The sequence below is a fragment of the Streptomyces sp. NPDC051064 genome (assembly GCF_044455985.1).
Taxonomy (GTDB): domain Bacteria; phylum Actinomycetota; class Actinomycetes; order Streptomycetales; family Streptomycetaceae; genus Streptomyces.
This window is the reverse complement of record NZ_JBITFK010000005.1, coordinates 388,505-401,108: the sequence shown is the minus strand read 5'-3', so window position 1 is coordinate 401,108 and position 12,604 is coordinate 388,505. Positions and strand designations below refer to the sequence as shown.

11 protein-coding genes are annotated in these 12,604 nt (G+C 72.5%); 6 read left to right on the top strand and 5 right to left on the bottom strand.

Features of this window, described 5'->3' with window-relative positions:
- Positions 1-56 precede the first annotated feature (56 nt).
- The gene (gene argF / locus ACIBCU_RS20005) at positions 57-1,073 is read left to right on the top strand and encodes an ornithine carbamoyltransferase (protein WP_362932495.1); all 1,017 of its coding nucleotides are present in this window, start codon (positions 57-59) and stop codon (positions 1,071-1,073) included.
- 178 nt (positions 1,074-1,251) lie between these two features.
- The gene (locus ACIBCU_RS20000) at positions 1,252-2,730 is read left to right on the top strand and encodes an amino acid permease (protein WP_362932493.1); all 1,479 of its coding nucleotides are present in this window, start codon (positions 1,252-1,254) and stop codon (positions 2,728-2,730) included.
- Here ACIBCU_RS20000 and ACIBCU_RS19995 read toward each other — a convergent pair.
- The gene (locus tag ACIBCU_RS19995; RefSeq protein WP_362932491.1) at positions 2,678-3,136 is read right to left on the bottom strand and encodes an ATP-binding protein; all 459 of its coding nucleotides are present in this window, start codon (positions 3,134-3,136) and stop codon (positions 2,678-2,680) included. The genes ACIBCU_RS20000 and ACIBCU_RS19995 overlap by 53 nt on opposite strands.
- 286 nt (positions 3,137-3,422) lie before the next feature.
- On the opposite strand from ACIBCU_RS19995, the gene ACIBCU_RS19990 reads away from it, so the two are divergent.
- The gene (locus ACIBCU_RS19990) at positions 3,423-4,250 is read left to right on the top strand and encodes an enoyl-CoA hydratase family protein (protein WP_362932489.1); all 828 of its coding nucleotides are present in this window, start codon (positions 3,423-3,425) and stop codon (positions 4,248-4,250) included.
- Positions 4,251-4,254: 4 nt separating this feature from the next.
- On the top strand, positions 4,255-6,594 hold the full coding sequence (locus ACIBCU_RS19985; RefSeq protein WP_399232775.1) for a bifunctional salicylyl-CoA 5-hydroxylase/oxidoreductase: 2,340 nt from the start codon (positions 4,255-4,257) through the stop codon (positions 6,592-6,594).
- Here the strand turns inward: ACIBCU_RS19985 and ACIBCU_RS19980 are convergent.
- From ACIBCU_RS19980 to ACIBCU_RS19965, 4 genes are read right to left on the bottom strand one after another with little or no spacing between them, the layout of a single operon-like run.
- Positions 6,581-7,039, bottom strand: a complete 459-nt coding sequence (locus ACIBCU_RS19980; RefSeq protein ID WP_362932485.1) for a hypothetical protein — start codon at positions 7,037-7,039, stop codon at positions 6,581-6,583. The two genes, ACIBCU_RS19985 and ACIBCU_RS19980, sit on opposite strands and share 14 nt — an antisense overlap.
- Complete coding sequence (locus ACIBCU_RS19975; RefSeq protein WP_399232773.1) at positions 7,036-7,857, bottom strand: GNAT family N-acetyltransferase; 822 nt, start codon at positions 7,855-7,857, stop codon at positions 7,036-7,038. Before ACIBCU_RS19975 ends, ACIBCU_RS19980 begins: the two co-directional genes overlap by 4 nt.
- 32 nt (positions 7,858-7,889) lie before the next feature.
- Positions 7,890-8,732, bottom strand: a complete 843-nt coding sequence (locus ACIBCU_RS19970; protein WP_362932481.1) for a PaaX family transcriptional regulator C-terminal domain-containing protein — start codon at positions 8,730-8,732, stop codon at positions 7,890-7,892.
- A gap of 4 nt (positions 8,733-8,736) precedes the next feature.
- Positions 8,737-10,353, bottom strand: a complete 1,617-nt coding sequence (locus ACIBCU_RS19965; RefSeq protein WP_362932479.1) for an AMP-binding protein — start codon at positions 10,351-10,353, stop codon at positions 8,737-8,739.
- Between the two features lie 119 nt (positions 10,354-10,472).
- On the opposite strand from ACIBCU_RS19965, the gene ACIBCU_RS19960 reads away from it, so the two are divergent.
- Together ACIBCU_RS19960 and ACIBCU_RS19955 are read left to right on the top strand one after the other, a co-directional pair.
- On the top strand, positions 10,473-11,606 hold the full coding sequence (locus tag ACIBCU_RS19960) for an acyl-CoA dehydrogenase family protein (protein WP_399232770.1): 1,134 nt from the start codon (positions 10,473-10,475) through the stop codon (positions 11,604-11,606).
- Positions 11,603-12,004, top strand: a complete 402-nt coding sequence (locus ACIBCU_RS19955; RefSeq protein WP_362932477.1) for a RidA family protein — start codon at positions 11,603-11,605, stop codon at positions 12,002-12,004. The genes ACIBCU_RS19960 and ACIBCU_RS19955 overlap by 4 nt, the downstream gene beginning before the upstream one ends.
- Positions 12,005-12,604: the final 600 nt, after the last annotated feature.

Sequence of the window (12,604 nt, the reverse complement as noted above, 5' to 3'; positions counted from 1 at the left end):
ATAGACTTCCAAGGCATCTGTCCGCATGCCCTCAGCCCGACCCAGGAGCAGTCACCATGGCCATAGATCTCACAGGCCGCCATTTCCTCAAGGAGCTGGACTTCACGGCCGAGGAGTTCCGCGGCCTGATCGCCCTGTCCGCCGAGCTCAAGGCCGCCAAGAAGGCGGGCGGCGAGGTGCAGCGGCTGCGCGGCAGGAACATCGCGCTGATCTTCGAGAAGACCTCGACGCGCACCCGCTGCGCCTTCGAGGTGGCAGCCGCCGACCAGGGCGCGTCCACGACGTACCTCGACCCTTCCGGCTCCCAGATGGGACACAAGGAGTCGGTCAAGGACACCGCCCGGGTGCTCGGCCGGATGTTCGACGGCATCGAGTACCGGGGCGACAGTCAGCAGGCCGTCGAGGACCTGGCGGCGTACGGCGGTGTGCCGGTCTTCAACGGGCTCACCGACGACTGGCACCCCACCCAGATGCTCGCCGACGTCCTCACGATGACCGAGCACAGCGCCAAGCCCCTGGAGGAGATCACCTTCGCCTACCTGGGTGACGCCCGCTTCAACATGGGCAACTCCTACCTGATCACCGGGGCCCTGCTCGGCATGGACGTCCGGATCGTCGCCCCGGCCGCCTACTGGCCGGTGCCGGAGATCGTGGACCGGGCCAACAAGCTCGCGGAGTCCAGCGGTGCGCGCATCACCCTCACCGAGGACGTCGCCGAGGGCGTCCTGGGCGCCGACTTCGTCGTCACCGACGTCTGGGTCTCCATGGGTGAGCCCAAGGAGGTCTGGGACGAGCGCATCGCGGCCCTCTCGCCGTACGCGGTGACCATGGACGTCCTGCGCGCCACGGGCAACGACGACGTGAAGTTCATGCACTGCCTCCCCGCCTACCACGACCTCGGTACGAAGGTGGCCAGGGAGATCCATGAGCGGCACGGCCTGTCGGAGCTGGAGGTCACCGACGAGGTCTTCGAGTCCTCGCACTCGGTCGTCTTCGACGAGGCCGAGAACCGGATGCACACGATCAAGGCGGTCCTCGTCGCGACACTGGCAGGCGGCGCGCACACCGCATGAACATGCACCCGATTGGGTGAACATGCGTACAAGTGGCTACGATGGTGCTACTTGGTGGGGTTCGGGCTCGCACGTCCGAACCCCTTTTCACGTGCCCCGTCAGGGGCGCTTGCCCAGGTGCGAGCCTCCCCACGGGCTCATTTCCCCCGCATCACCAGAGAAGAGACCCCGTCCCCCCATGAGTCCCGCCTCCTCCACCCCGCAGAGCCCCCCGCGCAGGACAGGGGCACGCGTCAAGAGTCCCGAACTGCTGCTCGCCGAGTCCGGAGCCGACCTGGAAGGGCACGGCCTGCGGCGCACCATGGGGCTGTTCCAGCTGGTCTGCTTCGGTGTCGGGGCGATCGTCGGCACCGGGATCTTCGTCGGGCTGTCCGACAGCGTCGCCGAGGCGGGCCCCGCCGTGGTGGTCTCGTTCGTCCTCGCCGCAGTGACCTGCATCTTCACCGCCTTCTCCTTCGCCGAGCTCGGCGGCGCCATCCCGGTCTCCGGCAGCTCCTACTCCTTCGCCTACGCCACACTCGGGGAGCGGGTCGCGTTCCTCGTCGGCTGGTGCCTGCTGCTGGAGTACGGCGTCTCGGTCTCCGCCGTGGCGGTCGGGTGGAGCCAGTACGTCAACGAGCTGCTGGACAGCCTCATCGGCTGGAACCTGCCGGCGGCGCTCTCCTCCGGACCCGGCGACGGTGGCGTGATCAACCTGCCGGCCGTCGTGGTGGTCATGATGGCGGCCACCCTGCTGGTGCGCGGCATCAGGGAGAGCGCGGGCGCCACGGCGGCGATGGCGGTGCTGAAGATCGGCATCCTCATCGCGTTCTGCGCGATCGCCTTCACCGCGTTCCAGGACGGACACCTCTCGCCGTTCGCCTCGCACGGCATGGCCGGGATCACCGCCGGCGCGTCGGTGGCGTTCTTCTCGTACATCGGCTTCGACGCCATCACCACCGCCGGTGAAGAGGTCAAGAACCCCCGCCGGAACATCCCGATCGCGATCATGATCTGCATCGGCCTGGTCACGCTGCTCTACTGCGCGGTCGCCCTCGGTGCCATCGGTGCACTGGGCGCGGACGCCGTCTCCGACAAGCCGGCCGCGCTCTCGCTGGTCGTGGACAAGGTCACCGGGTCGAGCGTCGGCGGTGGGATCATCGCCTTCGGCGCGGTCGTCGCCATCGCGTCCGTCGTCCTCGCGGTGATGTACGGCCAGACCCGCATCCTGATGTCGATGTCCCGTGACGGGCTGATCCCCCGGGTCTTCGAACGGGTGTCGCCCAAGACCCGCACGCCGGTCGCCAACACCTGGATCGTGGCCGTCGTCTTCGCGGTCCCAGCCGCGTTCTCGTCCCTGGACGTCGTCGTGAACCTGACGACCATCGGCACGCTCGCCACCATGGCGGTGGTCAATATCGCCGTCATCGCGCTGCGCCGCCGCAACCCGGAGCTGAAGCGTTCCTTCCGGGTGCCGCTCTACCCTGTCAGTCCGATCCTGGGCGTCGGCTTCTGCGTGTACCTGATGTACGGGACGGGCTGGACGACCTGGGTGCAGTTCGTGGTCTTCCTCGCCGTGGGAGCCCTGGTGTACGCGGGATACGGCCGCAGCCGCTCCCGGCTCGTCAGCGCCGGGGAGCCCGGGGACCGGGCGGCGTCGGACCCGGCGGCAGGGTGAACCAGACCGCCTTGCCCTGCTCGGTGGGGCGGTGACCGCAGGCCGAGCTGAGGGCACGGATCAGGAGCAGCCCCCGGCCGTGCTCCTGCCACGGGTCCGGTGCGGAGCCGGGCAGCAGGCGGGACAGGTCGCCGGGCGGCCCCGGGTCGTGGTCGTGGACCTCCACCTGGCAGCCGGACGCCATGAGCTCGACCACCAGCTCGATGGGCCCCGCGCCGTCGGTGTGCTCCACGGCGTTGGCGACCAGCTCCGCGGTCAGCAGCTCGGCGGTGTCGCTGTCCGCGGGCGCCTCGAGGTCCGCCAGCGCCGTACGGATGAGGGCACGGGCGATCGGCACCGCGGCCGTCGAGTGCGGCAGGGCGATGCGCCAGGATGCGGGCGGGGGCGCGGGGACGTCGGGCGGCAAGGCGGGAGTTTCCGTTCGGGAGCGGGACATCCGGCGGGGGAGCTTCGTTCCGGGGCGGCTGCGTCCGGGACGGCGTCCTCCGTCACCGGAGGGTGCGGGGTCTGTACCAGGACTTCGTGCGCTCAACCATACGAAGCGCGACGCCGCAGACATAGAGGCAGTCGACCGTGACAAAGGGGACCTTCGCCACAGCGCCGCCCTATCGCGTACTCATGACGGAAGTCACAGATGAGTGATAGCTTCGAAGCGCATCAGCATCGGCCCGACGGCTGGAGGGGAACCTTCCATGAGCCCGTTCACCGGCTCCGCCCCGCGCACGGAGCGCTGGAAGCATCTGCGCCTCACCACGGACGACGGTGTGGCGACCGTGACGCTCGCCCGTCCCGAGAAGCTCAACGCGCTCACCTTCGGCGCCTACGCCGACCTGCGCGACCTCCTCGCCGAGCTCTCCCGCGAACGCTCCGTGCGGGCCCTCGTGCTCGCCGGAGAGGGGCGCGGGTTCTGCTCGGGCGGTGACGTCGACGAGATCATCGGCGCCACGCTCGCCATGGACACCGCGCAGCTCCTGGACTTCAACCGGATGACCGGACAGGTCGTACGCGCCCTCCGTGAGTGCCCCTTTCCCGTCATCGCCGCCGTCCACGGAGTGGCCGCCGGAGCAGGAGCGGTCCTCGCCCTGGCAGCCGACTTCCGGGTGGCGGCCCCGTCCGCCCGCTTCGCCTTCCTCTTCACCGCCGTCGGCCTGTCCGGCGGTGACATGGGCGCCGCCTACCTCCTGCCCCGTGTCGTCGGCCTCGGCCACGCCACCCGGATCCTCATGCTCGGCGAAGCCGTCCGCGCCCCCGAGGCCGAGCGCATCGGGCTGATCAGCGAGCTGACCGGCGAAGGGGAGGCCGACGCCCGCGCCGCCGCCCTGGCCAGGCGGCTCGCCGACGGGCCGGCCCTCGCCCTGGCCCAGACGAAGGCGCTGCTCACCGCCGAGCTCGACATGCCGCTCGCCGCCTCCGTGGAGATGGACGCCGCCACCCAGGCCCTCCTGATGAACGGCGAGGACTACGCCGAGTTCCACGCCGCCTTCACCGAGAAGCGTCAGCCGAAGTGGCGGGGCAGGTAGCGCGATGCCCTCCTCCGAGACGGGGCGCATCGCGGTCATAGGCGGCGGACCCGGTGGGCTCTACGCCGCCGCCCTCCTGAAGCGGCTGGACCCCGGCCGCGAGATCACCGTATGGGAGCGCAACGCCCCCGACGACACCTTCGGCTTCGGCGTGGTCCTCTCCGACGAGACGCTCGGCGGCATCGAGCACGCCGACCCCGTCGTGTACCGGGCGCTCAGCGGCGCGTTCGTCCGCTGGGACACCATCGACGTCGTGCACCGGGGCGCCACCCTGACCTCGGGCGGTCACGGCTTCGCCGCACTGGGCCGACGTACGCTCCTGCGGATCCTGCACGAGCGCTGCGCGTCCCTCGGGGTGCGGCTCCGCTTCCGGACCGAGGCGCCGCCCGCCGCCGAGCTCGCCGCGCGCCACGACCTGGTCATCGCCGCCGACGGGGTGCACAGTGCCACCCGCGAGGCCCACGCCCGTCACTTCGGCCCCGCCGTCACCGACCACCGCAACCGCTACATCTGGCTCGCCGCCGACTTCGCGTTCGACGCCTTCCGCTTCGAGATCGCCGAGACCGAGTACGGCGTGATGCAGCTGCACGCCTACCCCTTCTCCCGCCCGTCGCCCGACCACCACCCCTCAACGAGGCCCTTCGGGCCGCCGCGTGAATCCGGCGCCTCCACCGTCATCGTCGAGATGCGCGAAGAGGTATGGCGGGCCGCGGGCCTCGACACCTGCGACACCGCCCGGTCCGCCGAGCACTGCGCGAAGGTCTTCGCCGAGGCCCTCGGCGGCCGGCCGCTGCGCTCCAACAAGTCCTCCTGGCTCACCTTCGCCACCGTCACCAACGCGCACTGGTCGCACGGCAACACGGTCCTGCTCGGCGACGCCGCCCACACCGCCCACTTCTCCATCGGCTCCGGCACCAAGCTCGCCGTCGAGGACGCCCTCGCCCTGGCCGCCTGCGTCGAGGAACAGCCCGACCTGCCCACCGCCCTGGCCGCGTACGAGGCCGAGCGCCGCCCCGTCGTCCTGTCGACCCAGCGCGCCGCCGCGGCCAGCCTGCGCTGGTTCGAGGAACTCCCGCAGTACGTGGACCAGCCGCCCCGGCGGTTCGCCTTCAACCTCCTCACCCGCAGCCGCCGCGTCACCCACGACAACCTGCGGCTCCGCGATCCCGCCTTCACGGAGGCGGTCGAGGAGGAGTTCGGCTGCCCGCCCGGCACACCGCCGATGTTCACCCCGCTGCGCCTGCGCGGCCTCGAACTCCGTAACCGTGTCGTCGTCTCGCCCATGGACATGTACTCCGCCGTCGACGGGCTGCCCGGGGACTTCCACCTCGTCCACCTCGGCGCCCGGGCGCTCGGCGGCGCCGGTCTCGTCATGACCGAGATGGTCTGCGTGAGCCCCGAGGGCCGCATCACTCCCGGCTGCACCGGCCTCTGGACCGATGAACAGGCCGAGGCCTGGACGAGGATCACGCGCTTCGTGCACGACTCCGCCCCCGGCGCCGCGATCGGGGTCCAGCTGGGGCACTCCGGCCGCAAGGGCTCCACCCGACTGATGTGGGAGGGTATCGACCAGCCGCTGGACGAAGGCAACTGGCTGGTCAGCGCCGCCTCGCCCCTCCCGTACGCACAAGGCGTCAACCAGATTCCGCAGGAGCTCGACCGGGCCGGGATGGACGAGGTCAGGGGCCGGTTCACCGAGGCCGCCCGGCGGGCCGCCCGCTGCGGCTTCGACCTCCTCGAACTGCACTGCGCCCACGGCTATCTGCTTTCCGGCTTCCTCTCCCCGCTCACCAACCTGCGCACCGACGCGTACGGCGGGACCCTGGAGGACCGGCTGCGCTTCCCTCTGGAGGTCTTCGACGCGGTCCGCGCCGTCTGGCCCGAGGACCGCCCCATGACCGTACGGATCTCCGCCACGGACTGGGCGCAGGGCGGCACGAGCGACGAGGACGCCGTGGCGGCCGCCCGCGCCTTCGCGGCCCACGGCGCGGACGCCATCGACGTCTCCACCGGCCAGGTCGTCCCCGACGAACGCCCCGAGTACGGCCGCTCCTACCAGACCCCGTACGCCGACCGGATCCGCAACGCCCTGGACGTGCCCGTCATCGCCGTCGGTGCCATCTCCTCCTGGGACGACGTCAATTCCCTGCTGCTCGCCGGCCGGGCCGACCTCTGCGCCCTGGCCCGCCCCCATCTGTACGACCCGCACTGGACGCTGCACGCGGCGGCCGAGCAGGGTTATGCGGGACCGGGTGCCTCATGGCCGCTCCCGTACCGCGCGGGCAGCCGCACCCCGCCGACCGGCCGCACCGACGCTCCCCGGCCCCGGCTCACGCTTGACTGAGCGTCAGGCACTCGTGGCAGCGGCACGGGCTGGGATGGGGCATGGCCCAGTGCGTGGTGCGGTACTCGACGGCCAGCCGGCCGAGCAGGGACGCGACCTCCTCGGCGTCCTGACGGGTCGTCCACCAGCCGCCCACGCCGGCCTCCTCGCACAGGCGCAGCACGGACGGGCTGTGGACCTGCACGGCCCGGAAGGTGTGCAGATTGCGGGTCGACATGTCGATCGTGATGTATGTGCCGGTATGGCGGCCGCGCCCGACCGTGGTCAGCTGCTCGTGGCCCGAGCCCGCGTAGGTCTCGATCACGTACACCTTGGAGCCGCCCCGGTAGGACTTGGTCCCGGGCCGCAGCTCCTGGCCGCCCTCGCCGTACCGCCTCCACCGCACGACGTTCGCGGCGATCAGCCATGCCTGCCCGGTTGGTGTCTCCCCGGCCCCGGCCGTCATTCCGGCTCCGCGGTGATCAGCAGACGGTCGCCGACGGCCTCGTAACCGATGCGCCGGTACACGCCGTTGCTCGTCGGATTCGCGAGGTCCGTGAAGAGCAGCACCTCCCGGGCGCCCGCGTCCCGCGCAGCGCGGCTGACCGCCGCGGTCACCGCCGCCGCGTAGCCCAGCCCCCGTAGCCCCGGCGGCGTGTAGACGTTCGCCACCCGCACCGTGCCCGCGATCATGCGTGAGACGCCCGCCACCGAGACCGGCTCCCCGCCGGCCTCCCAGAGCGTCAGCCCGCCGTGCGCGGTGCGTTCGTCCACGATCCGCTCCGCCCGGTCGCCCGACTGGCCGGTCTCCTCACAGAAGGCACGGAGCCAGTCGACCAGCAGCGCCCGGTCGGCTGTGGTGGCGGTCCTCGGCCGGCCAGCGGGCGCGGGGGAGGGCGGCACCAACGTGCCCAGCCGGTACAGCCGGTGCTCCTCGTCGACGCGGTGGCGTGGCCAGTGGGCGGCCAGTGCCCGGGCGGTGTCGCGGTCCGCGTCGACGCCGGGGAGCGGCAGCGCGTCGGCCAGCGGGCCGAGCGCCTCCGGATCCACCGTGCCCAGGATCGGCCGGAACGGCGGTGTGCACACCAGCGCCCCGGCCACCTCCCCGTCCGCCCCGCGCCACCAGCCCAGCACCGGCGGCTCGGTGCCGTAGGCGTGCGGCCCGCTCACCCTCAGAGTGGCGGTGATGGTCAGCAGCAGGGTGTTCTCGGCGGGGCGGGCGGCCAGGGACGCGCCGGCCGCGGCCAGGAAGGCGTCCACATCATCGGTGAAGGTCCAGGGCATTGCCTCATCCTGGCGGGTCCCACGGTCTCGGGTCATCCCGATTTCGCGGGCGGATCAGGGCTCTCCCGGACGAACCGGGCGCCGGCGTCCCGCAGCCGGGCGTGCAGCAGCCCGAACACCTCCGCCGAGCGCCCGCCCGGCCAGTCCTTCGGCAGCAGCTCCCCGGGCAGTCCCGGGTCCGCGTACGGCAGTTGCCGCCAGGAGTCCAGCGCGCGGAGGTAGTCCCGGTAGGCCTCCTCCGGATCCGGGGCTTCTCCGGCTGTCCGTGCCTCCCAGGACCGCAGCACCGGCTCCTGCTGTCCCAGGAAGTCCAGGTGGAGCCGGGCGATCGCGTCCAGGTCCCACCAGCGCGCCACCGCCTCCCTCGTGGCGGCGAATCCGAGGTGCTCCCCGCGGAACAGATCGACGTACGGGGCGAGTTCGAGGCGCTCCAGCGTGTGCCGGGTCTCCTCGTAAAGACCGGCGGGCGCGATCCACACCCCGGGTGCCGCCGTGCCGAAGCCGAGCCGGCCGAGGCGGGAGCGCAGCAGGTGGCGCTTGTGGCGTTCGGCCTCGGGTACGGAGAAGACGGCGAGCACCCAGCCGTCACCGGGCAGGGGTGCCGGACGCCGGTAGATCCGCCGGTCGCCGTCGTCCAGCAGCTGACGGGCGTCGGACGACAGGGCGTACCCGGCCGCCCCGTCCGCCGTACGGGCGGGGGCGAGCAGCCCCCGGCGCTTGAGGCGGGACACGGACGAGCGCACGGACGGGGCGTCGACCCCGACCGCGTGCAGCAGCCGGATCAGCTCGGACACCGCCAGCGGCTGGTTGCCGGGGCTACGGCCGTACGCGCCGTAGAGGCTGACGATCAGGGAACGGGGAGTGTGCTCGGCCACGTGATCACTCTAGAGCGGAGCCGCGCAGCAGGAAGCGCTGGAGCTTGCCCGTCGCGGTCCTCGGGAGCGCGGGCAGGAATTCGATGGCTCGCGGGCACTTGTGCGGCGCCAGCTCGGCCTTCATGTGCGCCCGCAGATCGTCGGCCGACAGCAGCGCGCCCTCGCGCGGCACGACGTACGCGGCCACGATCTGCCCGCGCAGGTCGTCGTCCCGGCCCACCACCGCGGCCTCGGCCACGTCGGGGTGGCGCAGGAGAGCCTCCTCGACCTCGGGGCCGGCGATGTTGTACCCGGCGGAGATGATCATGTCGTCGGCCCGGGCGACATAGCGGAAGTAGCCGTCGGGCTCGCGGACATAGGTGTCGCCGGTGATGTTCCAGCCGTGGCGTACGTACACCCGCTGGCGCTCGTCGGCGAGGTACCGGCAGCCGACCGGGCCGCGCACGGCCAGCAGGCCCGGTTCGCCGTCGGGCAGCTCCTCGCCGTCGTCGTCCACCACGCGCGCCTGCCAGCCGGGCACGGGGACCCCGGTGGTGCCGGGACGGATGGCCCCGTCGGCGGCGGAGATGAAGATGTGCAGCAGCTCGGTGGCTCCGATGCCGTTGATGATGCGCAGCCCCGTCCGCTCGTACCAGGACCGCCAGGTCGCGGCGGGGAGGTTCTCCCCGGCCGACACGCAGCGGCGCAGCGCGGACAGGTCGTGGCCGTCGAGCGCGTCAAGCATCACGCGGTACGCGGTCGGCGCGGTGAAGAGGACGGAGACGCGGTGCGCGGCGAGCGCGGGCAGTAGCTGCTTGGGCCCGGCCTGTTCCAGCAGCAGGGCGGAGGCGCCGGCCCGCAGCGGGAAGATGACCAGCCCGCCGAGCCCGAAGGTGAAGCCGAGCGGCGGGCTGCCCGTGAACACGTCGTCCGGACCGGGCCGCAGGACGTGGCGGGCGAAGGTGTCGGCGACGGCCAGCACATCGCGGTGGGCGTGCATACAGCCCTTGGGCCGCCCGGTGGTGCCCGAGGTGAAGGCGATGAGCGCGATGTCGTCGGCGGCGGTGTCCACCGCCCGGCAGGGCCCCGGCCGGGCGGCCGCGAGCGCCGTCAGGTCGTCGGGGGAGGCGCCCCCGTACGTCGTGATGCGCAGGCCGGGCACCTCGGCCGCGGCCAGGTCGTCGACGGACCGGATGTCGCAGAGGGCGTGGCCGACACGGGCGAGGGAGCAGATGGTGGCGAGCTCCGACGCCCGCTGCTGCGCCAGCACCGTCACCGCGACCGCGCCGGCTTTCATCACGGCGAGCCAGCAGGCCGCGAGCCAGGGCGTGGTGGGGCCGCGCAGCAGCACGCGGTTGCCGGGCACGACGCCCAGATCGTGCGTCAGCACCAGGGCGATGCGGTCCACCCGGTCCCGCAGCTCCCCGTAGCTCCAGACACCGCCGTCGGCGCTCCGGAAGGCCGGGCGGTCGGGGCCGAAGCGGGCGACGGTGCGGTCGAGCAGCTCGTATCCGCAGTTCAGCCGGGCCGGGTAGGTCAGTTCGGGGAGGTCGAAGACCAGCTCGGGCCAGTCCTCGGCGGGTGGGAGATGGTCGCGCGGGAAGGTGTCGGTGTGCGCGCTCGCGGTACCTGACGGCTTCATGAAGCATCGCTCCCTGATCCGGCCTGACCCAAACGAAAGCCCTTGTCGCCCTTGGAGCGTATCGTTTGAGTGACGGTAGTCAACGGTCCGCGATAAGTCGTGACAAGAGAGGCGCCGGTATGACGGCATTCTCCCTCGATCCCGGTCAAACCGCCTGGTGCGACGAGCTGTACACCCTCGCCCGCGACGAGTTGCGCCCGCTCGCGGAGAAGGGCGAGCCCGGCCATGTCAACCGCCCGCTCGTCGCCGCCCTCGGCGGACTGGGGCTCCTGGACCGGCTCCTCGGCTCGGGAGCGCTCGATCTCTGCCTGCTGCGCGAATCGCTGGCGCGCGGCTGCACCGAGGCCGAGACCGCACTCGCGCTCCAGGGCCTCGGAGCCGGCCCGGTCCGCCTCACGGGGACCGGGGCCCAGCGCGCGCGTTGGCTCCCCGAGGTGCGCGCGGGACGCGCCGTCGCCGCCTTCGCGCTCAGCGAGCCGGGCGCCGGATCCGACGCGGCGGCGCTCGCCCTCGCCGCGCAGCCGGACCCCGGCGGGGGCGGCTGGCGGCTCACCGGCGAGAAGTGCTGGATCTCCAACGCCCCCGAGGCCGACTTCTACACCGTCTTCGCCCGGACGGGGGAGGGCGCCGGAGCCCGCGGTGTCACCGCTTTCCTCGTCCCCGCCGACCGCCCCGGGCTCACCGGGACGCCTCTGGAGATGCTCTCGCCGCACCCCATCGGAGCGCTGGACTTCGACGGCGTACCCGTGACCGCCGACGACGTGCTCGGCGAGCCGGGCCGGGGGTTCCGGGTCGCCATGGACACCCTGAACCTCTTCCGGCCCAGCGTCGGCGCGTTCGCCGTCGGCATGGCACGCGCCGCGCTCGACGCCACGCTGGAGCACACGGCGCACCGCACCGCGTTCGGCAACCCGCTCAAGGACCTGCAGGCCGTCTCGCACCAGGTGGCCGAGATGGCCACCCGCACCGAGGCCGCCCGCCTCCTGGTGTACGCGGCGGCTGCCGCCCACGACGCGGGCGAGCCGGGTGTGCCCCGGCGTGCCGCCATGGCCAAGCTGTACGCCACCGAGACCGCGCAGTACGTCGTCGACGCGGCCGTCCAGCTGCACGGCGCCCGCGCCCTGCGCCGGGGCCATCTGCTCGAACACCTCTACCGGGAGGTCCGCGCACCCCGGATCTACGAGGGGGCCACCGAGGTACAGCGCACCATCATCGCCAAGGAGCTGTACGCGACACAGGAGACGCCCGCATGAATCCGATCACCCGGATCAACCCCGCCGAACTGGCCCCGCCCACCGGCTTCTCGCACGCCGTCACGGCCACCGGCGGCCGGCTGGTCTTCCTGGCCGGCCAGACCGCGCTGGACGGTGACGGAAAGATCGTGGGCGCCACCCTGCCCGAGCAGTTCGAGACGGCCCTGGGTAATCTGCTCACCGCCCTGCGCGCGGCGGGCGGTGCCCCGACCGCCCTGGCGAGGGTCACCGTGTACGCCACCGATGTGGCCGCCTACCGCGCCCACGCCCCGGAACTGGGCGAGATCTGGCGGAGGCTGGCGGGGCGTGAGTACCCGGCCATGGCCGTCATCGGAACGGCCCGGCTCTGGGACGAGCAGGCCATGGTCGAGCTCGACGGCATCGCGGTGCTGGACTGAGGCAGCCAACGCGCAGGGGGCGGTGCGACCGGCCGCACCGCCCCCTGCCACCGCGCGGTGCTGCGGCGGGCAGGCCCATGTCCGCCCCGCCGGCCGGCCTCACATGTGCAACACGGCGTGCACACCGGGAGCACACGCTTGCCCGCCGAAGCGTCGGGAATGCCGGTAGTGCCCGGGTGGCGGCATGCGCGCTCCGGAGCGAGGCTGAAGGTGCGCGTATATGTTCTCCGGCACACCAGGAGGCGACGGCGATGGCCGGCGGACCGCCCCCGTGCACCGTGAACAGGTCCCCCGACGGCGAAGGCCTCACGGTCCGTGACGACCCGCCCCGCCGCCCGCGCGTCGCCGGAGGCGTCCGGGGCATGCCCGACGAAGTGCCCGACGAACCGCGTCATCTGTCGCTGAACGCCGACCGGGTGCTCCGGAGCGGGAGGCGCTCCGGGGCGGCCGTGCCGGAGAGGTCTCACGTCATACCGTGTGACCTCGGGCGGACAGGGCAGACGCCGTCCTGTGACCACAGCGGGACGAGTACCGACCACAGCCGCCGACCGTGACCAGCGGGCGGGCCGTCGCGCGGCGCGCCGGACGGGTGAATCGGGC

Excerpts from the sequence above, each read along its gene's own strand:
- ACIBCU_RS19965 (WP_362932479.1), bottom strand. The coding sequence starts at position 10,353 with ATGAAGCCGTCAGGTACCGCGAGCGCGCACACCGACACCTTCCCGCGC.
- argF (WP_362932495.1), top strand. The coding sequence starts at position 57 with ATGGCCATAGATCTCACAGGCCGCCATTTCCTCAAGGAGCTGGACTTC.
- ACIBCU_RS19985 (WP_399232775.1), top strand. The coding sequence starts at position 4,255 with ATGCCCTCCTCCGAGACGGGGCGCATCGCGGTCATAGGCGGCGGACCC.
- ACIBCU_RS19955 (WP_362932477.1), top strand. The coding sequence starts at position 11,603 with ATGAATCCGATCACCCGGATCAACCCCGCCGAACTGGCCCCGCCCACC.
- ACIBCU_RS19975 (WP_399232773.1), bottom strand. The coding sequence starts at position 7,857 with ATGCCCTGGACCTTCACCGATGATGTGGACGCCTTCCTGGCCGCGGCC.
- ACIBCU_RS19980 (WP_362932485.1), bottom strand. The coding sequence starts at position 7,039 with ATGACGGCCGGGGCCGGGGAGACACCAACCGGGCAGGCATGGCTGATC.
- ACIBCU_RS20000 (WP_362932493.1), top strand. The coding sequence starts at position 1,252 with ATGAGTCCCGCCTCCTCCACCCCGCAGAGCCCCCCGCGCAGGACAGGG.
- ACIBCU_RS19960 (WP_399232770.1), top strand. The coding sequence starts at position 10,473 with ATGACGGCATTCTCCCTCGATCCCGGTCAAACCGCCTGGTGCGACGAG.
- ACIBCU_RS19990 (WP_362932489.1), top strand. The coding sequence starts at position 3,423 with ATGAGCCCGTTCACCGGCTCCGCCCCGCGCACGGAGCGCTGGAAGCAT.